We start from the raw sequence: 20,193 nt of genomic DNA, 5'->3' as shown, positions 1-20,193 counted from the left end.
CGGGCCGCGATGGGATGGCCCACGAGACGCGACGCAGACCGTGCCGATTGGGGCGACCCACCGCTACTCCCCGGTTCAAATGCCGGGACTACAGCGACGACCAGGACTTCCGCGCTTCGTTCCAGGAGGTAACGTCGGCGATCCAGCGGGCCGCGATCATCTTTTTCAGGTTCTGGGCCGGGAGACCGCCGAAGGTGTCGACGGGCAGGGAAATCCCGAATGCCGGCTTCACGTCGTGGGCGACCGCCTTTTCGCCGACGGAGACGACCGTCCCCTTGTCCTCGTGTTCCCAGGTCCGGAGCGGTCGATTCTCGATCGCACGCGCGATGTTCTCGCCGGCGACCTCCGCGGCCTGCCAGGCGGCCTGTGCCGTCGGCGGTGCGGGCTGGTCGCCCTGATCGATGAGCGCCGAGTCGCCGATCGCGAACACGCGTTCGTCGGAGGTCTGGAAGTTCGCACCGGTGTTGACGCGGTTGTGTTCCTTCTCGAGGTCGGCGTTCTCCATCGCGTCCCGTCCCGTGATGCCACCGGTCCAGACGAGCACGTCGTGGTCGAGGGGCTCGCCCTCGTCGAACTCGATGTGATCCGCAGTGGCCTCGGTGATCGGGTCGTCCGTATGGACCTGGACGCCCGCTTCCTCGAGCAGGTCGCGCAGCGCCTGTTGGATCTCCGGATCGTTGCCGGGGAAGATCTCCTCGAGCGCTTCGACGAGGTGGATCTCGATGGGTGCGCGGTGTTCGTCGCGGAACTCGGCGATCTCGCCGGCGGTCTGGATGCCGGAGAGGCCGGCACCGCCGATGACGACCTGTGCGGGCTCGCCACGAGTCGCATCACGCCTGGCCTCGCTGACGGCCTCGTGGATCTCGAGGGCGTCGTCCAGGCTCTTGAGGGTGAGGGAGTGTTCCTCGAGACCCGGAATGCCGTAGTAGGCGGTCTGGCTGCCGAGTCCGATGAGGACGTGGTCGTACTCGACGTCATCGCCGTCGGCGAGTTCGACGGTCCGTTCGTCGACATCGAGGCCGGTGACTTCGTCCTGGATGAACCGGGTCGACGGGTCGGCGATCTGCGTGGTCGGGAACGTAATGTCGGATCGGACGTCCGGGTCCCGAATAACGCGGTGTGCTTCGTGTAGCACGAGGTGATAGTCGACATCGGCGATCCAGGTTAGCCGCGCGTTGCCCCCGAGCTCCGACTGGAGCTTGTTGATTGCACCGGTACCGGCGTATCCAGCACCGAGCACGACGACGTTCTCAGTCATATCCCACACTGGGAATCACTATGATACAAAGCTGTTGAAACAGGAATCGGTATGTTTACTATTGACAGGCCGTCGGCTCGCCCGAACTCCGTCGTCAGTGCCCTCAGAGGATTCGTTTGCCGAACGTGCTGGCGGTTAGCTCCGCCGCCAGCGTCGCCGTTTCGTTCCCCTCGTCCAGGATCGGGTTTACCTCGACGACGTCCATTGATCGGAGGACTCCCTCCGCCTCGTCGCGTCGAGACAGCGTCTCAAGTGCGGCGTGGGCTTCCCGGTAGGTGACACCGCCGCGGACGGGAGTGCCGACTCCGGGTGCCGTCTTGGGATCGAGCCAGTCGAGATCGAGGCTCACGTGGACGCCGTCGGTGCCGTCGGTCGCGACCGCGAGGGCGTCGTCGACGACCGCGGAAATCCCTCGCTGGTCGATGTCGGCCATGGTGAAGGCGGTGATCTCGCTCTCGCGGATCAGTTCGCGCTCGCGGTCGTCGATGCTCCGGAGCCCGACGTAGGCGATCGACGACTCCCGTAGCCGAGGCGCAGGTGCCCACTCCGTTTCGCCGAACGCGCCGCGGCCGAGGGCGGCGGCCAGCGGCATTCCGTGGACGTTTCCGCTGGGAGACGTCTCGGGCGTATTGAGATCGGCGTGTGCGTCGAACCAGATCACCCCGAGGTCGGCGTCGCGCGCCGAACCGGTCAGCGACCCGATCGCGACCGAATGATCCCCGCCCAGCACGAGCGGGAACTCGCCGTTCGCGAGCGTTGTCGCGACCCGGTCGCGCACCCGTTTACAGACGTCCTCGATCTCCCGGAGGAACTTCGCATCCCCCCGACTGGGCTGGTCGGCGTTCGGATCGCGCTCTTCCGCCCGTGGCATCGTCAGGTCGCCGTCGTCGACGGGGTCGACGCCTGCTCGCTCGAGGCCGTCCGCGAGGTCCGCGTATCGAATCGCTGACGGTCCCATGTCGACGCCTCGGCGGTTCGCTCCGTAGTCCATCGGTGCCCCGATGATTCTGACGGTCCGTTCCATACGCCCGATAGATCACCGCCCGGCTTGGTCGTGGCGATTACGGTGCGGTCGCTCTGGCGACAGCTTTAGGGTTAGACCCGTCTAAACTCGGCACAGCATGATGCTGAGCGACGTGATGGAAGACTACCTCAAAGCGATCTACCAACTTCAACGCGAGACCGACGATCGGATCAAGACCTCGGAGATCGCCGAGGAGTTGGACGTCACGTCGCCGACGGTCACCAGCATGCTCGACAAACTCGAGGACCGGGAACTCGTCGATCGCGAGAAGTATCGCGGCGTGACCCTGACGGACGAGGGCGAGACCGTCGCCCTGGAGATCGTCCGCCATCACCGCCTGCTCGAGGCCTACCTCACCGAGCACCTCGATTACGACTGGTCGGAGGTCCATGCTGAGGCCGATCGACTCGAACACCACATCAGCGAGGACTTCGAGGCGCGCGTCGCGGACGCCCTCGGCGAACCCGAGGTCGACCCCCACGGCTCGCCGATTCCGAGCGCCGATCTCGAGCCTCCGACACGGCCCGACGGGAAATCGATCGCCGAGTTCGAGGCGGGGACCGTCGTGACCGTCGCCGAGGTCGCCGATCGCGATCCGGACGTCCTCTCCTATCTCGCCGAGCACGGCGTCGAACCCGGCGTCGAACTCGAGATCATCGAGATCGCACCCTTCGGGATGGTGACGGCCCGCTCGAGCGAGGCCGACGACCCCGTTTCACTGCCCGAGTCCGTCGCGAGCCACGTCTGGGTCGCAGCGCCCGCAGAGCCCGAACCGTAGCCGTCCGGACTGCGACCCCGGCTTGGATGGCCCCAGCCCCGGCCGCCGTGATGCAGTCGAACCCCGCCGGGAGACCAGTCTGGCCCGGTCGCCTCGAGAGGGTCTCGACGGCGTCCGCCGTAGCGGCGCACTCTCTCCGAGACGATGGTGACGGAATAACATGTCTCGAATCTCTCCCCGGCGAACGAAGAGAAACACCTTCCCATACCCGATTCAAACGTCACAATCCTGGCGAAACGATTCCGCTGACCCGCCGGGTTTAAGGAATCCAAATACGAATAAATACCTATGTCATCAATCGAACTCACGCCGAGCCAGAAGAAAATCCTCCGCGCGCTCACGAACCTCCACAAGGAGACTGAAGACGCCATCAAAGGCGAGGATATCGCCGAACAAGTCGACCGCAACCCGGGGACCATCCGCAACCAGATGCAGAGCCTCAAGGCCCTCCAACTGGTCGAAGGCGTCCCCGGCCCGAAGGGCGGTTACAAACCGACGGCCGCCGCCTACGAGGCCCTCGAGATCCAGCAGATGGACGAACCCGCCGCCGTCCCGATGCAACACGAAGGCGAGCCCATCGACGATACCATTATCGAAGAGATCGACCTCTCGAGCGTTCATCATCCGGAACTCTGCCGCGCGGAGATCCACATTCAGGGCACACTCAGCGAGATTCACGAGGACGATTCCGTCACCGTCGGTCCGACGCCGCTCTCGAAACTCCTGATCAAGGGGACAGTCGACGGCAAAGACGACACGAACAACATTCTCATCCTGCGGATCGACGACATGGTCGCGCCCGCCGAGGAACCGGCTCACTGATCCGCCGGGCGGCCGCGTTCTCCCTCTCTTCGAGCGTCGCCACTGCCGTCTCTTGCTCTCCGATCGTATGACGGCCGCGCGATCAGCGTGCAACTCGGTGTCGGTACGGACTCCGATGGCGGTCGGTCTCGAGCCGTTTCCGGCCGCCGAAAACGCGTTATTCGGCCGCGTCGGAGGCGTCGTCGGCGGTCGCCGACGCAGGGATGTCATCGACCGCGGCGACCGCGTCGCCGTCTTCGACCTCCATGACGATCACGCCCATCGTGTTGCGGCCGACGGTCGAAATCTCGTCGACGCGGGTCCGGACGATCTGGCCGCGCTCGCTCATCAACACGAGTTGGTCGTCGTCGTCGACCGCCTTGACGGCCGTCACGGGACCGTTTCGCTCACCGGTCTTGATGTCGATCAGCCCCTTGCCGTACCGGGATTGGGTACGATATGCGGAGAGCAGCGTCCGCTTGCCGTAGCCGTTCTCCGTGACGGTCAACAGTGCCTGCTCGTCGTCCTCGTCGGTCGCGACGAGGCCAGCCACGGCATCGCCCTCCTGCAGTTTGATCCCGTTGACGCCGCGTGCGTTCCGGCCCATCGCGCGGACTTCCGTCTCGTCGAAGCGGATCGTCATGCCGCCTTCGGTCGCGATGACGAGGTCCTGCGAACCGTCAGTGACCTCGACGTCGACGAGTTCGTCGCCGTCTTCCAAGTCCGCGGCGATGATTCCCGTCGAGAGAATGTTGTCGAACTCCTCGCCGGCTGTGCGCTTGACGTAGCCGTTCCGGGTCGCCATCGTCACGAACTCGTCGTCGCCGAAGGCATCCGTGTCGACGATGGCCGTGATGTCCTCACCGGGGTCGAGATCGAGGATGTTGACGGCGGATTTCCCGCGTGCGGTCCGTCCCATCTCGGGGATCTCGTAGGTCTTGAGCCGGTAGACTGCACCCTGGTTCGTAAAGCACAGCAGGTAATCGTGGGTGTTCGCCCGGAAGACCGTCGAGACGTTGTCGTCCGTTTTGACGTCCGCGCCGATGATCCCTTTCCCGCCGCGACCCTGGGGGTCGAACTGCTCGATCGGCATCCGCTTGACGTAGTCGTCTTCGGTCATGACCACGAATACCTCCTCTTCCGGGATGAGGTCCTCGTGGGTGACCGTCCCCTCGTCCTCGACGATCGAGGTCCGACGGTCGTCGGCGTACTCGTCTTTGATCTCGCGGAGTTCGTCTTTGATGACCGAGAGCAGTTCGGACTCGCTCTCGAGGATCGCCGTCAGCCGTTCGATCTCGGCCTGGACGTCTTCGTACTCCTCGTTGATCTCGGCGGCCTCCATCGAGGTGAGACTGCCCAGTTGCATCCGGACGATGTGGTCGGCCTGGTCTGCGGAGAAATCGTATGCCCGCTGAAGGTTCGCCTTCGCGTCCGACCGCGTCTCGCTATCCCGGATCAACTCGACCACGTCCTCGGCGTTCTCGACGGCCGTTAGCCGCCCCTCGAGAATGTGTGCTCGATCTTCGGCTTCCGCGAGGTCGTACTCGCTGCGTCGGCGGACGACTTCGCGACGGTGGGAGATGTACTCCTCGAGCGTCTCCTTGAGCGAGAGCACGCGCGGTTGGCCGTCGACCAGCGCGAGGTTGATCACGCCGAACGTTCGCTCGAGGTGGTTCTCGAGCAGTTTGTTCTTGACGACCTCGGCGTTTGCTCCGCGGTTGAGCTCGATGACGATACGGACACCATCGCGGTCGGACTCGTCGCGCAGGTCGGTGATCCCTTCGATCTCGCCCTCGTTGACGTCATCGGCGATGCGCTCGACCAGGCGGGCCTTGTTGGCCTGGAAGGGGAGTTCGGTGACGACGATCCGCTCCCGGTTCGAGTTCCATTCCTCGACCTCGAACTCGGCGCGAACGCGGAGGCGGCCGCGACCGGTCTTGTACGCCGAGTAGATCGCATCCCGGCCGACGATGTTCGCGCCCGTCGGGAAGTCTGGACCCTTGACGTGTTCCATCAGGTCGTCGACGGTCGCGTCGGGATCGTCGATTAGTTCGATCGTCGCGTCGATGACTTCGCCCAAGTTGTGCGGCGGGATGTTCGTCGACATCCCGACCGCGATTCCCGAGGAACCGTTGACAAGCAGGTTCGGGAACGCCGCCGGAAGCACGTCGGGCTCTTGCAGGCGGTCGTCGTAGTTCGCCGAGAAGTCGACCGTATCCTTGTCGATGTCCTCGAGCAACTCCTCGGCGACGGGAGCCATCCGGGCCTCCGTGTATCGGGGTGCGGCGGCCGGATCGCCGTCCATCGAGCCGAAGTTCCCCTGGCCGTCGACCAGCGGATACCGCATCGAGAAGTCCTGGGCCATTCGGACCAAGGTGTCGTAAATCGCGCTGTCGCCATGTGGGTGGTAATCACCCATCGTCTCCCCGACGATCGAGGAGGACTTGCGGTGGCTCGAGCCGCTCGAGACGCCCATCTCGTGCATCGCATAGAGGATGCGCCGATGGACGGGTTTGAGCCCGTCACGGGCGTCGGGTAGTGCGCGACCGGCGATGACGCTCATCGCGTAGTCGATGTAACTCTGCTCCATCTCGTCTTCGATACGGACGTTTTCGACTGACCGTGCCTCTACGTCCGTCGGATCGGGTACGTCTGAACTCATTTATTCGCTGTTTTTGTGGGTTGTGTAGTGTGGGTCGTCTGGCAAGCACTGCATCCGTGAGCGAGTTCGCGTCGCGAACTCGCGACCGGGCCGACGACCGACCCGGAGAGCGCGGCTTCGCCGCGTCGGGGGGAGGGAGGAGTGCTTTTGATCGAACTGTTGCCGCGAGCGCGGCTACGCCGCGCCCGCAGAGCACCATTTCGTTAGATGTCGATCCACTCGGCTTCGGGCGCGTGGTCCTTGATGAACTGCTTGCGGGGTTCGACGGCGTCGCCCATCAGGACGGAGAACATCTTGTCCGCTGCGGCCGCATCCTCGATCGTGATCTGTTTGAGGATGCGGTTCTCGGGATTCATCGTCGTCTCCCAGAGCTGTTCGGGGTTCATCTCGCCGAGACCCTTGAACCGCTGGACCTGCGAGGGGGTGCCGTCGCACTTCTCTTCGACGATCCGATCGCGTTCGGCCTCCGTCATGGCGTCGTAGGTCTCCCCGCGGTATCGGATGCGGTACAGCGGCGGCTGGGTCGCGTAGACGTATCCGCCCTCGAGCAGCGGCCGCATGTGTCGGTAGAAGAACGTCAACAGGAGCGTTCGGATGTGCGCCCCGTCGACATCGGCGTCAGTCGCCATGATGATCTTCTTGTAACGGACGTCGTCGATGTCGAACTCGTCGCCGATCCCGGCCCCGATGGCGGTGATCATGTTCCGGATCTCGTCGTTCTCGAGGATACGATCGAGGCGGTGTTTCTCGACGTTCAGGATCTTCCCTTTGATGGGCAGGATGGCCTGGAAATCGGGGTTGCGGGCCTGTTTCGCGCTGCCGCCCGCGGAGTCGCCCTCCGCGATGAACAGTTCGGCCTCGTCGGGATCTTTGGTCTGGCAGTCCGCCAGTTTACCGGGCAGCGAAGTGGACTCCAGAGCGGACTTCCGGCGGGTGAGCTCCTCGGCCTTCTGGGCGGCCATCCGGGCCTTCGCGGCCTCGACGGCCTTTGCGACGATCGCCTCGGCGGTGTCGGGATGTTCCTCGAAGTAGGTGCCCAGCCCCTCGTGCATGGCGCTCTCGACGATGCCACGAACTTCCGAATTGCCGAGTTTCGTCTTCGTCTGTCCCTCGAACTGGGGGTCGGGGTGCTTGATCGAGATGACCGCCGTCAGTCCCTCGCGGATGTCCTCGCCTTTGAGGTTGTTATCGAGGTCCGAGAGGAGGTCGTTCTCGTTGGCGTAGTCGTTGACACACCGGGTCAGCGCGGTCTTGAAGCCGGTGAGATGGGTGCCACCCTCGCGGGTGTTGATGTTGTTCGCGAAGGCGTGGATCGAGCCCTGCAACTCCTCGGTGGCTTGCATCGCGACTTCGACCTGGATGTTCTGTGCCTCGTCCTCGAAGTAGATGATGTCGTCGTGCATCGCCGAGCGCGTCTCGTTCAGATAGTCGACGAACTCGCGGATGCCACCGTCGTACTCGTAGGTCTCGGCGACCGACTCGCCCTCGTCGGTCTCCTCGCGCTCGTCCCGGAGCGTGATACGAACCCCCGAGTTGAGGAAGGCCAGCTCTCGAAGCCGGTTCGACAGCGTCGAAAACGAGATCTCGCCGGTCTCGAAGATGTCGGTATCCGGCCAGAACCGGATTTCCGTGCCCGTTTCCTCGTCGGGCTCCATGTCGCGAACGCGCTCCATGTCGCCGACGGGTTCCCCGGCCTCGAACGCGTGACGGAAGACGCCGTCGCGTTTGACCTCGGCCTCGAGGCGTTCGGAGAGGGCGTTGACGACGGAGACGCCGACGCCGTGAAGCCCGCCGGAGACCTGATAGGACTTGTTGTCGAACTTGCCGCCGGCATGGAGGACGGTCAGAATGACCTCGAGTGCAGGGCGGTCGTACTCCTCGTGTGTATCGACGGGGATACCACGGCCGTCGTCCGCGACGCTCACCGACCCGTCCTCGTGGATCGAGACGGTGATGTCGTCGCAGTGGCCGGCCAGTGCCTCGTCGATCGAGTTGTCCACCACTTCGTAGACCAGATGGTGGAGTCCTCGAGAATCGGTAGAGCCGATGTACATCGCCGGTCGCTTACGTACAGCCTCCAGGCCTTCCAAGACCTGAATCTGCCCGGCTCCGTACTCGCTTTCCTGGGACATGTAAAACCTGCTTTCGGATAGCAGTCCGGCCCTAATAAAAGTCACGTGTACGCGCGCGAGCGCGAACAGGACCGCGTCGAGCGAACGGTCCGTCGTGTGGCCTAGATAACCGCGTCGAAGTCGTCGTGACCCCGAATGTCGACGCCCTCGTCGGTGATCTCCGCGAGGAAGACGCCGTTGCCGGAGCCGGTATCGCGCTCGACGGCGCTTTTGATCGCACGAGCCGCCACTGACTGGGCGTCCTCAAGCGAGAGGTCGTCCTCGTACTCCTGCTCGAGGAGGCCGTAGGCGAGTTGCATCCCGCTGCCGGTGACGGTGTAGTCGTCGGCCATTACGCCGCCGGCGGGATCGATGCTGTAGACGTGGCTCCCCTCGGCGTCGACGCCGCCGAGGATGGGGTTGATCGCTCGGAACGGGCCGCCGCGGGCGAAGTTACCCGCGAGCGTTGCCAGCGCCTCGATGGGCATCGGCTCATCGCGACGCGACTCGTAGAGGTTGACCTCGGCCCGCAGCGTTCGGATGAACGACTGTGCGCCGCCGACCGAGCCGACCAGCGTCAGCGCGCCCGTGGGGTGAATCTGCTCGACTTTCTGGACGTCCTTGTTCGAGACGAACCGGCCGCCCAGACTGGCACGCATGTCCGTCGCGATGACGACCCCCTCGTCGGTCGTGATACCGATGGTCGTCGTCCCCGTGGAGTTGACGTTCTCGCCGTAGTCGTCGCTCGCCTGGCTGCCATCGGGAAGCGAGCCCAGTTCGGGCTCGTACGGCGACGGGTCGCCGTTCCCCTGGGGTGTCGACGGCTGGGTCCAGTTATTCATCGGTCTCCTCCGGTGTGTCGATCTCCGCGAGGATCGACTCGAGGCGGTCGGTCTCGACCGAACGGAACGATTCGTCGTCGGTCGTCACGGTCGCGACATCGACATCCATGGCGTCGACAAGGTCGTCCTCGGCGGCGCTGAGCGCGCTCAAGGCGAGTTCGATGCCGCCGTCGACGTCGAGGTCCTCGCGGTAGTGCTCCTCGAGGTAGCCCTGGATGGTGTCGCGGTCGCCGCCGATGGCGGCCGCCTTCCACTCGTAGTCCGTCCCCGAGGGGTCGGTCTCGAACAGTTTCGGCTCGCCGTCGTCGATGCCGCCGACGAGGAGGGCGACGCCGAACGGTCGGGCACCGCCGGTCTGGGTGTACTCTTGGATGTGGTCGGTGACCGCGCGGGTCAGCGTTTCGACGCCGATTCGCTGGCCGTAGCGGAGCTGTTCTCCCTGCGCGCGGCGGCGAGCGAGATCGACGAGCTGGCGGGCGTCGGCGACGTGGCCGGCGCTCGCGACACCGACGTGGTCGTCGGCCTTATGGATCTTCTCGACGCTCTCGCGTTCCATGAGCGGCGAACTGACCTGCCGGTTGGCGGCGAGGACGACGCCGTCGGACGTTCGAAGACCGACGCTCGCGGTGCCGCGCTTGACGGCCTCGCGGGCGTACTCGACCTGGTAGAGGCGTCCGTCCGGGGAGAAAATGGTGATTCCCCGATCGTATGCCTGCTGATTGGATTGTCCTTGCATAGATTTCAGTCTTCACCTCTGGTAAGGGATAGAAATATATAGGCCTTCTTCTGAAGGCAACCTGGCCTACGGCGGCCCGTTCGTCCCGGACACGCAAGAACGTACTGCCAGCAGACGCCGCGAGCCCGGGAATGCGACGTAATCGCGGGGAGCCGACAGCGAGCCGCCCGTTAAGCGCCGAAGCCGTTCGACCGACCCACGCGCCGCCTCGTGGAGCCTCTCAGCGGTCGCCATTACAGTCCGATGGCGTCGCTCTCGTTGCTGAGACACGTCTCTGTTTCCGGTACCGACGACCGGTCTCGAGTCGGTGAGCCAAAGAGCCATCTGCTATTTCAAGCGGTTCCCTCAACCGACTCCCAGCCGTTACGCTGGTACAGCATTCCGTACAGGTGTACACAGGTGCGTGCTTCCGGCCGACCCGCCTCGAAATCGGCGGCCGTCGGTAGCTCGAGGTGGCCGAGACACCTGCCGCGTTTCTGGACGCCACGACTCATGGAAAAACACAGTACCGCAGTGGACGTTTCCGTCGAAAAGGCCAAAGAAACCGTTCATCAATACGGGCTCGGGCTCCTCTTTGCGGCGAATATTTTCGGAGCCGGGTCCGTGTACATTCTGACGCAAGCGGGCGTCGGCTTCGGATTCGGTCTGTTGTGGGTCATGCCGCTGGCGCTCGGCGTCGGGCTAACGATGCACGAGATGTCGGCCCGACTGGCGGCGAGGAACGAACCGCTCATGGAGTACATCAGGGACGTGATCGGACCGACGGCGGCCAAACCGTTTGCCATCGGCATCGCATTCATCATGCAGTTCTGGAGCGTCGCCAACTACGCGCTCGCCGGGGCTGCACTGGTCTTTCTGACCCCGCTCTCGAGTTTGTACGTGGGCATTATCGTCACGGCTGCGCTCGGCATCTCGCTGGTCGAACTCCGTGTCTACAGCCGTATCGAGGGCGTCATCGCCACGCTCGTGCTCGGTATCTTCGCCTCGTATCTCGTTATCGTCGCGAACCTCCAGCCGTCGCTCGGGGGGGTCGCCCTCGGATTCGTCCCGACGATTTCCGCCGACTTCGACTATCTGACGATGATCATCGCGCTGATGGGGACGACGGTCTACTATCCGAACTTCTTCATTCAGACGAGCATGCAACACGAAAAGGACTGGGAGGCCGTCTCCCGGTACCGGAAAGACCACACGTTCGGACTGGCCGCTGTCGTCGTCCTCAGCGCGACGGTGATCATCGCGGCGGCGATGGCCATTCCCGATGGGACGCTCACGCTGACCGCACCCGCACGGCCACTCATCGATATGGTCGGGCCGTGGGTCCTCGGCGTGTTCGTCCTCGCCGTCGGCGCTGCATCCTTTACGAGCGCAACCGGCACGCTGTTCGCCGCCGGGTTCATGGTGCCCCAATCCTACGCGTTGCACACGCAGTTCGGCGACATGCACTTCCGCCGGACCGTTCACTTCCTGATCGGACTCTCCGTCGCCCTTGCGATTCCGATCCTGGCGTTTACCGAGTTCACACCCGTCAGGCTGGCGCTCCTGATGCCCGCGGTCAACGGTGTCGTCGGCCTGCCGATCACCTCGCTGGCGTTGTTCGCGGCGATCAAACGGTACGTCGATCCGAGTCGACTCGAGCAAGCGGTCTTCCTCGCCGCCGTGGTGCTGATGTTCCTGATCTCCCTCGTGACGGCCGAATCGCTGACTCGATCGATCGTCGAACTCCTCTGAGAGCGGCCCGTTGGCGAGCGACGGGGTCACCAATCCCGGTATGAATACGTCGGGAACGGTCCGTCTCACCGCCGTTCGAACTGCGTTTCGGCCTGCTCGCTGGACCGTTCGTGCGTCTCGACCGCCGCCTCCCGCTTGTCGGGAGTTGCCTGTCGAGATCCCCGCTAAACCGGTCCACCGGGGCGAAACGGGACGGCCGTCGCCGTCGTTCCGAATGTGGCATACTCCGGCACAATCGACTTATCCCCCGTTCTGGTAGGATGGGCCGATGCTTCCGCTCGTCGCCGGCGTGCTCGTTCTCGTCGGTTGTGCGGTGGTCCTCGAGGTCGTGTCGTACCGGGCGCTCGAACTGATTCCCTCGGTCGCTACCGAGGAGTTCCCCGAGATCGACCGGGAGTTACTGGGGAAGTTCAGCAGTTTCGACCCCGAACTGGGCTGGTGTCCCCAGCCGAATCGGGAAAAACAGAAAGACACCGGCGACCACCTTCCCGGCGAGGAGGTCCGGAGCGTCGTGACCTACGCCACCGACGAGTACGCGAGCCGGGTCTGTCCGGCGGCAGAGCGCGACCCCGACGCCGAACTCACCGTCTCGACGTACGGCGACTCCTACTGCTTCTGCCGGGAGGTCGACAACGACGAGACGTTCCAGCACTACCTCGCGGCGGAACTCGACACTCACGTCGCCAACTACGGCGGCGGGAACTACGGCCTCGACCAGGCGCTCATGCGGCTCAAGCGCCAGTATCCGGACGATCCGACCGACCACGTGTTCATGGTCGTCACCGCCTCCTCGATCGCGCGCATCCTCTCGGTCTGGAAACACTATCAGGAGTTCGGGAACGTCCTCGCGGTCAAGCCACGGTACGTCCTCAAGGACGGCGAGTTGGAGCGGATCGACAGCCCCGTCGACGAGAAGACGGACCTGCTCGACCTCGAGTCGAAAGCCGATGTCCTCCGGGAGTACGACTTCCATTACGATCACTGGTTCAAACCGCACTTCGCGACGCGGCCCTACACCGCGGCCTTCCTCGAGCGGAACGAACACGTCCGGTACGCAGCGTATACGGTCGGGAAGGAACTCGAGCGCCGGCTCGGCCGGTCGCTGCCGGGGATCGACTTCGACCTGGCCCAGACGCAGTCGGCGCTGCGGCTCGAACGGCCCCGCGTCCGGTATCACGAGCGGCTGTTCGAGACCCACGAGTTCCTCTTCGACGCGCTCGTCGAGGAGTTCGTCGACTACGCGGCCGAACGGGGTTTCGAGCCGACGTTCGTGCTGGTCCAGCAACTCCGGTACGCGACCTACGAGTCAGAACACGGGCCGATCCACGGCGACCTGATGGAGCGACTCGAGGAGCGATACGACGCGTTGACGACGATCGACATGGCCACGCATCTCATCCCCGACGACGGCGATGTCGAGTCGCTATACGTCGAACGCGGTGAGGGCGGCCACTACAGCCCCGAGACCAACGCGGAAATCGCGCAGGTGCTGGCCGAGAGCCTCGAGCGGCGAGCGGTCGTCGAATGAACCCGTTCTATCTCGCTATCGGGGTCGTCATCCTCGTCACCGGCATCGTCGACATCGTCTGGACGACGCTGTGGGTCGACGGCGGCTCCGGCCCCGTCTCGGGCCGGCTCACGACGGGGATCTGGAAGGGGCTGCGCGCCGCGACGGGGGACCGCAACCGCGCGCTCAGTCTCGCGGGTCCCCTCATTCTGATGCTCACGCTCGCGACGTGGATCGGGCTCATCTGGATCGGCTGGACGATCGTCTTCGCGAGCGAGCCCCTTGCCGTCGTCAACAGCCGGACCGGCGGTCCCGCCGACTGGTGGGGGCGGTTCTACTACGTCGCCTACACGATGTTCACGGACGGGAACGGCGACTACACCCCCGTCTACGGCGGTAACGTCTGGGAGGTCGCCAGCGCGTTCACGACGGCCTCCGGAATGGCCTTCGTCACGCTCGGCGTCTCCTACGTCCTGACCGTCCTCGGTGCCGTCGCCGACAAACGCTCCTTCGCCAGCACCGTGACGGGATTGGGCGACCGCAGCGAAGCGGTCCTCCGAACCGGCTGGAACGGCGAGGATTTCCGCGGGCTCGAACTGACCGTCGAGTCGCTCGCGGCGGACCTGAGTACCCTCGCCGAACAGCACAAGTCCTACCCGATCCTGCACTACTACCACAGCGAGCAGGCCTCTCGGGCCTCGGCCGTCGCCGTCCCGATCCTCGACGAGGCGCTCATGCTGTCCCGGTACGCGATGCCCGAGGGACAGGGGCTCGACCCCGCCATCGTCGAGAACGGCCGCTCGAGCGCACAGAGCTACCTCGAGACGTTGGACGACTCGTTCATCGAGCCCGCGCCGTCGGTTCCGCGAGCGCCGGACCTCGAGCGCCTGCGTGAGGACGACATACCGACCGTCTCCGACGGGGTCTTCGCCGAGGAACTCGCCGACCTGACCGAGCGGCGACGGCGACTCCTCGGCGTGGTCGAGGCGGACGCCTGGGAGTGGCCGCCGGTCGAGGAGTAGCGCGGGGTTGGTTTTCGGTAGTTTTCGGACACCACCGGAGCGGATTCCGCCCGAGTCCTGCAGAAGCGTGGCCCGCTATTCATTGCGTTGGGGGCCGTCCTCCGCCTATGGAGGAGTACGACTTCCTCGTCATCGGCTCCGGATCGGGGCTCGACGTGGCGAACGCGGCGGCGAATCAGGGCCAGTCGGTCGCGATCGTCGAGAAGGGGCGGCTGGGCGGGACCTGTCTGAACCGCGGCTGTATCCCCTCGAAGCAGTTGCTGTATCACGCCGACGTCCTGAAGACGATCGAGCGGGCCGACGAGTTCCACATCGACGCGACCGTCGAGGACGTCGACATCGCCGAGATCGTCCGCGAGGTCACCGAGGACGTTCACAGCAGTTCCGACGCGATCGAGCGCGGCCTCGCCTCGTCGGACCGCCACGATCTGTACAAGGCCGAGGCCCGGTTCGTCGACGAGCGGACGATCGAACTCGCCGACGGCGACCACGACGGCGAACGGCTCACTGCCGACACCGTCCTCGTGGCGGCCGGGACCCGCCCGGCAGTCCCGCCGATCGACGGGCTTGAAGCCGTCGACTACCTCACCAGCCGCGAGGCGCTGCAACTCGAGTCCCCGCCGGACCACCTGATCATCGTCGGCGGCGGCTACATCGCCGCGGAACTGGGCCACTTCTTCGGCACCTTCGGCAGCGACGTGTCGATCGTCGGCCGTCGGCCGCACCTGCTTCCCGACGCCGACGCGGCGGTCGCCGCCGAGTTCACCGAGCGCTACGCCGACCGGTTCGATGTCTACACCGGTTACGAGGCCACCGCCGTCGTGGAGTCAGGGGACGCGATCACCCTTGAGGCCCGCCCGTTCCCGGAACCGGGAGGCAATGCGGCGAACGACGTCGAGACGGTCTCGGTCACCGGCGACGAACTGCTCGTCGCCGCCGGTCGCGTCCCCAACACCGACACGCTGAACGTCGAGGCCGCGGGGATCGAGACCGACGCGGCCGGCTTCGTCGAGACGGACGCGTACCTACGCACGACCGCCGACGGCGTCTGGGCGCTCGGCGACGTCGTCGGCGAGTACCTGCTGAAACACAACGCCAACCACGAGGCACGGACCGTCGCGCGGAACCTGTTCGGCGAGGACCTCGAGCCGGTCGACTACTCGGCGATGCCCTTTGCCGTCTTCGGCTCGCCGGCGGTCGCCGGCGTCGGACTGACCGAGCAGGAGTTGCGGGAGTCGGACCGGGAGTACGCCACGCGCACCTACCGCTACGAGGAGACCGCCCGCGGGTCGGCGATGAAAGCCGAGGGGTTCGTCAAGCCGATCATCGACCTCAAGGGCGAGATTCTGGGTTGTCACATCATCGGCCCCGGGGCCTCGGATCTGATTCAGGAGGTCGTCGTTGCGATGACGGCCGGCTCCGGAACGGTTCGGGACATCCGGGACTCGGTCCACATCCACCCCGCACTCTCGGAGGTCGTCCAGCGGGCCGTTTCGGGGCAGTTCACGCGGGGTGACGGGCACGATCACTGACGCCGTCCAGCAGGCTGATACCGCCCATCGCGTTCCGCCCCCGATATCGCACGCCTCGAGTCGACTGACAGTCGCCGCCGTTGACGGCTCTTCGACCGCGGCACACGACCGCCGGTCCCTTTTGTAGTTCACCGGCGTCCCTCCCTCCGTAATGACGAACGCAGCCATCGTAATCCTGGCAGGCACCGAATCGCACAGCGATACCGGGCGACTCGTCAACGGCCTCGAGGCGGCCAGGGGGTTCGCCGAGAACCCCGACGACGACCTCGAACTCATTTTCGACGGGGCCGGGACCCAGTGGATTCCGGAACTGGAAGCCGAGGACCACGACTATCACGACCGCTACCGGTCGGTCAGCGACAAAGCGGCGGCCTGTGACTACTGCGCGGGCGCGTTCGGCGTCGAGGATGCGATCGACGATGCCGGGGTCGTCACGATCGACGACAACGAGGGCCACCCAAGCATCCGCTCGCTGATCGACGACGATTACGAGATCATCACCTACTAACCGGGCGGAACCCGCAACCGTCCCGGTTTGTGGCACCGATGCAGTGAAAACGCCGCTGCGGATTCACTTTCACTCCGGTAGCACACACCTTTTAGCCTCCCCGTTAGTACAGGGAGACGATGACGTCGTTCCAGTCGACACTCGGTGACGAGCCGGGGATCGCCGAGGAGCTGGCCGAGAGCCAGCAGTCGATCTCCATCGCCGAGTTCTTCGAGAAGAACAAGCACATGCTCGGCTTCGACAGCGGCGCTCGAGGCCTCGTCACGGCCGTCAAGGAGGCCGTCGACAACGCCTTAGATGCCGCCGAGGAGTCGGGCATTCTCCCGGATATCTACGTCGAAATTCAGGAAGTCGGCGACTACTATCGCCTGATCGTCGAGGACAACGGTCCGGGGCTGACCAAGGAATCGCTCCCGAAGGTTTTCGGGAAACTACTCTACGGCTCTCGCTTTCACGCACGCGAACAATCCCGCGGCCAGCAGGGGATCGGGATCTCCGCCGCCGTTCTCTACGCCCAACTGACCAGCGGCAAACCCGCCAAGATCACCAGTCGCACGCAGGGGTCCGAGGAGGCCGAGTACTTCGAACTCATCGTCGACACCGACAGCAACGAGCCCGAGATCAGTGTCGAGGAGACGACCACCTGGGATCGCCCCCACGGGACGCGCATCGAACTCGAGATGGAGGCGAACATGCGCGCCCGCCAGCAACTTCACGACTACATCAAGCACACGGCGGTCGTCAACCCCCACGCCCGCCTCGAGTTGCGCGAACCCCAGGAACACTTCAAGTTCGAGCGCGCGACCGACCAACTCCCCGAGGAGACCGAGGAGATCCGGCCCCACCCCCACGGCGTCGAACTCGGGACGGTGATGAAGATGCTGACGGCGACGGACTCCCAGACGGTCTCGGGGTTCGTACAGGAGGAGTTCACCCGCGTCGGGAAGAAGACGGCCGGGTCGATCATCGACGCGTTCCGCGACCGCTACTACGGCCGCGAAATGCGCTGGCGGCCGCCGGCCACACATGAGGACGTCGACCTCCACGCCGCGGTCGAGGACGCGACGGCGAACAAGGGTGCCGAGGCGACGGCGGCGTTCGCAGAGGCCATCGCCGATGGAGTTGCCGACCGCGACCGCATCGCACACCACGAACTGCTCGAGACGGTCGAATCGGCGGCCGAAGCGGTCGAGGACGAGCACGGAACGACGTTCGGCGACACCGTCCGCGAGAACGCGGTCGAAGCGGTCTGGCTCGAACTGATCGACGCCGCCGAGACGGAGGGCGACGGGGCCGAGGGAGACGGCGACTCCCGGCTGGTCACCGACCTCCACGACCTTGCGGACGAGGCGACGAGTACCCGCAAGGACGACGAGATCATCCACGCCTTCGCCGACCGACTCGCCGCCAAGTTCGACGCCGAACTCGAGAGCGACGAGGAGGACGGCGGGAACGTTCGCCATCGACTCACCCGCACGGACCTTCGGGAACACGTCGACCGGGTCGCCGACCTCACCGAGGAGTACGACGATGTCTCCTTCGGCGAGACGGCTCGCGAGAACGTCACCGACGCGATCTGGGGCGTGATGGCAACCGTCCCCGACGACCCGCCGCTCGTCCGGGAACTCGACGGCGACCGCGACGCCACCAGCGACCTCGTCGATGCGATGCGCGCGACCGACATCATGGCACCGCCGACGCGGTGTCTCGCACCCATCTCCGAGGACCTCATCACCGCCGGTCTCAAGAAGGAGTTCGATGCGGACTTCTACGCCTCCGCGACCCGCGATGCGGGCGTCTCCGGCGGCGATCCGTTCATCGTCGAGGCCGGGATCGCCTACGGCGGCGAGTTACCGGCGGAGGGCACCGGCGACGTCATGCGATTCGCCAACCGAGTGCCGCTGGTCTATCAGCGCGGTGCCTGTGCGACGACGGACGTGGTCAAGTCGATCGGCTGGCGTAACTACGGGCTCGACCAGCCCGGTGGCTCCGGTCTGCCGAACGGGCCGGTCGTCATCATGATCCACGTCGCCTCGACGAACGTTCCCTTCACGAGCGAGTCGAAAGACGCCGTCGCGAACGTCCCGGAGATCGAAGACGAGATCGAGCTTGCGATCCGGGAGGCGGCCCGCGACCTCAAGAGCTACCTCAACAAGCGCCGGTCGATGCAACAGCGCCGGAAGAAACAGAACGTCCTCGGGAAAATTCTCCCGGAGATGGCCACAAAAGTCGCCGAAGTCACCGGCCGCGACGAACCCGACATCGACGACGCGATCGCCCGCATCATGAACAACGTCCTCGTCGAGCGCGAGGTGAACGAAAACGGCGACGGAAAGGCCGTTTCCGTCGTCGTCGAGAACAACTCGAGCACGAACGAATCCCTCGAGATCACCGACATCGTCTCGGCGGAGCCGACCGCCCTCTCGGACGGCGCGACGACCGTCGAGATGGACGGCGAGTGGTTCGTCAAATGGGAACCCGAGGTACAAAGCGACGACGATGCGGCCCTCGAGTACGAGGTACCGGCCGACGCGACGTTCGATCTGGACGTCAAAGGCGTCGAGAGCGAGAAGCTGACTGTAAACCAATGAGCGCAGACGACAACCAGGAAGCCAGAGAGCAGTTGATCGATCTCGCGGCGCAGTTCTACGACCAGTTCGAACTGGGCGAGATCCCCCACATGTCCGTGCCGACGCGGACGAAGAACAACATCGAGTACGACGAGGAGATGGCTGTCTGGGTTTACGGCGACCGCGAGTCGACGCGGTCGGCCAACTCCGTCCGCGGCGCGCGAAAGCTCCTGAAAGCGGTCTACACGATCGAGTTCCTCGCCGACCAGCTCGAGGAGGACCGCTCGTCGACCCTGCGTGAGCTCTACTACCTCTCGGAGAGCTGGGACAACGACGAGGCCCAGTTCAACGATCAGGACGAGTCCAACAGCATGGTCGAGGACCTCGAAATCGTCTCCGGGGTTACCCGCGAGGACTTCCACATGCGCCCCGAAGAATCCGGGGCGACCCTCATGGGGCCGTTGCACCTCCGCGAGCAGACCCGGCGGGGCGAACGCGAGATCCACTGTCAGGAAGACGTCGGCGAGGGCGGGTACCAGATTCCGAACAACCCGGACACGATCGAGTTTCTCGACTGTGACGCCGACTTCATTCTCGCCGTCGAAACCGGTGGGATGCGAGACCGGCTCGTCGAGAACGGGTTCGACGAGCAGTACAACGCCCTAATCGTCCATCTCAAGGGCCAACCCGCGCGGGCGACCCGCCGGATCACAAAGCGACTCCACGACGAACTCGGGCTCCCGGTGACCGTGTTTACCGACGGCGACCCGTGGTCGTACCGCATCTACGGCTCCGTCGCTTACGGCTCGATCAAGTCCGCCCACCTCTCGGAGTACCTCGCGACCCCCGAAGCGGACTTCATCGGCATCCAGCCCGCAGACATCGTCGAGTACGAACTGCCGACAGACCCGCTCTCCGATTCGGACATCAACGCCCTGGAGAGCGAACTCGAGGACCCGCGGTTCCAGACCGACTACTGGGAGGAACAGATCGAACTGCAACTCGACCTCGGGAAGAAGTCCGAACAGCAGTCGCTGGCGTCTCACGGCCTCGACTTCGTGACCGAAACCTATCTGCCGGAGCGACTGGACGAGATGGGCGTTATCTGAGG

At 64.9% G+C, this 20,193-nt stretch carries 16 protein-coding genes; 9 read left to right on the top strand and 7 right to left on the bottom strand.

The window, feature by feature from the left end; genetic code table 11:
• Window positions 1-88: 88 nt before the first annotated feature.
• Window positions 89-1,258 (bottom strand): NAD(P)/FAD-dependent oxidoreductase, encoded by a 1,170-nt coding sequence (locus C487_RS16005; protein ID WP_006186869.1) that lies wholly within the window; start codon window positions 1,256-1,258, stop codon window positions 89-91.
• A gap of 103 nt (window positions 1,259-1,361) precedes the next feature.
• Window positions 1,362-2,282 (bottom strand): arginase, encoded by a 921-nt coding sequence (gene rocF, locus C487_RS16000; protein ID WP_006186868.1) that lies wholly within the window; start codon window positions 2,280-2,282, stop codon window positions 1,362-1,364.
• A 97-nt stretch (window positions 2,283-2,379) separates the two neighbouring features.
• On the opposite strand from rocF, the gene C487_RS15995 reads away from it, so the two are divergent.
• Window positions 2,380-3,060 carry a metal-dependent transcriptional regulator gene (locus C487_RS15995; RefSeq protein WP_006186867.1) on the top strand — a complete coding sequence of 227 codons (681 nt, stop codon included), beginning with the start codon at window positions 2,380-2,382 and terminating at the stop codon, window positions 3,058-3,060.
• Between the two features lie 288 nt (window positions 3,061-3,348).
• Window positions 3,349-3,882: an Rrf2 family transcriptional regulator gene (locus C487_RS15990; protein WP_006186866.1), complete on the top strand. Its 534-nt coding sequence runs from the start codon at window positions 3,349-3,351 to the stop codon at window positions 3,880-3,882.
• A 157-nt stretch (window positions 3,883-4,039) separates the two neighbouring features.
• Here C487_RS15990 and gyrA read toward each other — a convergent pair whose 3' ends face one another.
• From gyrA to C487_RS20695, 5 genes are all read right to left on the bottom strand, one after another.
• Window positions 4,040-6,523 (bottom strand): DNA gyrase subunit A, encoded by a 2,484-nt coding sequence (gene gyrA / locus C487_RS15985; protein WP_006186865.1) that lies wholly within the window; start codon window positions 6,521-6,523, stop codon window positions 4,040-4,042.
• A 203-nt stretch (window positions 6,524-6,726) separates the two neighbouring features.
• A complete protein-coding gene (gene gyrB / locus C487_RS15980) occupies window positions 6,727-8,655 on the bottom strand; it encodes a DNA topoisomerase (ATP-hydrolyzing) subunit B (RefSeq protein WP_006186864.1) in 1,929 nt (642 codons plus the stop codon).
• Window positions 8,656-8,756: 101 nt separating this feature from the next.
• Entirely contained in the window at window positions 8,757-9,476 is a 720-nt protein-coding gene (gene psmB, locus C487_RS15975; RefSeq protein WP_006186863.1) for an archaeal proteasome endopeptidase complex subunit beta, read from the bottom strand.
• Window positions 9,469-10,212 (bottom strand): archaeal proteasome endopeptidase complex subunit alpha, encoded by a 744-nt coding sequence (psmA, locus tag C487_RS15970; protein ID WP_006186862.1) that lies wholly within the window; start codon window positions 10,210-10,212, stop codon window positions 9,469-9,471. The genes psmB and psmA overlap by 8 nt, the downstream gene beginning before the upstream one ends.
• A gap of 332 nt (window positions 10,213-10,544) precedes the next feature.
• On the bottom strand, window positions 10,545-10,706 hold the full coding sequence (locus tag C487_RS20695; protein WP_161605721.1) for a hypothetical protein: 162 nt from the start codon (window positions 10,704-10,706) through the stop codon (window positions 10,545-10,547).
• On the opposite strand from C487_RS20695, the gene C487_RS15965 reads away from it, so the two are divergent.
• The 7 genes from C487_RS15965 (at window position 10,705) to C487_RS15935 (ending at window position 20,191) form a co-directional block, all read left to right on the top strand.
• Window positions 10,705-11,943, top strand: a complete 1,239-nt coding sequence (locus C487_RS15965) for an NRAMP family divalent metal transporter (RefSeq protein WP_006186861.1) — start codon at window positions 10,705-10,707, stop codon at window positions 11,941-11,943. The genes C487_RS20695 and C487_RS15965 overlap by 2 nt on opposite strands.
• Window positions 11,944-12,211: 268 nt before the next feature.
• Window positions 12,212-13,471, top strand: coding sequence for a hypothetical protein (locus C487_RS15960; RefSeq protein WP_006186860.1), 1,260 nt, complete (start codon window positions 12,212-12,214; stop codon window positions 13,469-13,471).
• Complete coding sequence (locus C487_RS15955) at window positions 13,468-14,472, top strand: hypothetical protein (protein WP_006186859.1); 1,005 nt, start codon at window positions 13,468-13,470, stop codon at window positions 14,470-14,472. The genes C487_RS15960 and C487_RS15955 overlap by 4 nt, the downstream gene beginning before the upstream one ends.
• Before the next feature lie 107 nt (window positions 14,473-14,579).
• A complete protein-coding gene (locus tag C487_RS15950; protein ID WP_006186857.1) occupies window positions 14,580-16,004 on the top strand; it encodes a dihydrolipoyl dehydrogenase in 1,425 nt (474 codons plus the stop codon).
• Between the two features lie 151 nt (window positions 16,005-16,155).
• Complete coding sequence (locus C487_RS15945; protein ID WP_006186856.1) at window positions 16,156-16,512, top strand: DsrE family protein; 357 nt, start codon at window positions 16,156-16,158, stop codon at window positions 16,510-16,512.
• Between the two features lie 119 nt (window positions 16,513-16,631).
• Complete coding sequence (locus C487_RS15940) at window positions 16,632-19,103, top strand: DNA topoisomerase VI subunit B (protein ID WP_006186852.1); 2,472 nt, start codon at window positions 16,632-16,634, stop codon at window positions 19,101-19,103.
• Window positions 19,100-20,191, top strand: coding sequence for a DNA topoisomerase IV subunit A (locus C487_RS15935; protein WP_006186851.1), 1,092 nt, complete (start codon window positions 19,100-19,102; stop codon window positions 20,189-20,191). Before C487_RS15940 ends, C487_RS15935 begins: the two co-directional genes overlap by 4 nt.
• Window positions 20,192-20,193: the final 2 nt, after the last annotated feature.

The organism is Natrinema pallidum DSM 3751, from assembly GCF_000337615.1.
In the GTDB taxonomy this organism is placed as follows: domain Archaea; phylum Halobacteriota; class Halobacteria; order Halobacteriales; family Natrialbaceae; genus Natrinema; species Natrinema pallidum.
This window is presented reverse-complemented; position numbering and strand designations above follow the sequence as displayed.

Excerpts from the sequence above, each read along its gene's own strand:
- C487_RS15990 (WP_006186866.1), top strand. The coding sequence starts at position 3,349 with ATGTCATCAATCGAACTCACGCCGAGCCAGAAGAAAATCCTCCGCGCG.
- C487_RS15960 (WP_006186860.1), top strand. The coding sequence starts at position 12,212 with ATGCTTCCGCTCGTCGCCGGCGTGCTCGTTCTCGTCGGTTGTGCGGTG.
- C487_RS20695 (WP_161605721.1), bottom strand. The coding sequence starts at position 10,706 with ATGAGTCGTGGCGTCCAGAAACGCGGCAGGTGTCTCGGCCACCTCGAG.
- rocF (WP_006186868.1), bottom strand. The coding sequence starts at position 2,282 with ATGGAACGGACCGTCAGAATCATCGGGGCACCGATGGACTACGGAGCG.
- C487_RS15965 (WP_006186861.1), top strand. The coding sequence starts at position 10,705 with ATGGAAAAACACAGTACCGCAGTGGACGTTTCCGTCGAAAAGGCCAAA.
- C487_RS16005 (WP_006186869.1), bottom strand. The coding sequence starts at position 1,258 with ATGACTGAGAACGTCGTCGTGCTCGGTGCTGGATACGCCGGTACCGGT.
- psmB (WP_006186863.1), bottom strand. The coding sequence starts at position 9,476 with ATGAATAACTGGACCCAGCCGTCGACACCCCAGGGGAACGGCGACCCG.
- C487_RS15995 (WP_006186867.1), top strand. The coding sequence starts at position 2,380 with ATGATGCTGAGCGACGTGATGGAAGACTACCTCAAAGCGATCTACCAA.
- psmA (WP_006186862.1), bottom strand. The coding sequence starts at position 10,212 with ATGCAAGGACAATCCAATCAGCAGGCATACGATCGGGGAATCACCATT.
- C487_RS15935 (WP_006186851.1), top strand. The coding sequence starts at position 19,100 with ATGAGCGCAGACGACAACCAGGAAGCCAGAGAGCAGTTGATCGATCTC.
- C487_RS15950 (WP_006186857.1), top strand. The coding sequence starts at position 14,580 with ATGGAGGAGTACGACTTCCTCGTCATCGGCTCCGGATCGGGGCTCGAC.
- gyrB (WP_006186864.1), bottom strand. The coding sequence starts at position 8,655 with ATGTCCCAGGAAAGCGAGTACGGAGCCGGGCAGATTCAGGTCTTGGAA.
- C487_RS15940 (WP_006186852.1), top strand. The coding sequence starts at position 16,632 with ATGACGTCGTTCCAGTCGACACTCGGTGACGAGCCGGGGATCGCCGAG.
- C487_RS15945 (WP_006186856.1), top strand. The coding sequence starts at position 16,156 with ATGACGAACGCAGCCATCGTAATCCTGGCAGGCACCGAATCGCACAGC.
- C487_RS15955 (WP_006186859.1), top strand. The coding sequence starts at position 13,468 with ATGAACCCGTTCTATCTCGCTATCGGGGTCGTCATCCTCGTCACCGGC.
- gyrA (WP_006186865.1), bottom strand. The coding sequence starts at position 6,523 with ATGAGTTCAGACGTACCCGATCCGACGGACGTAGAGGCACGGTCAGTC.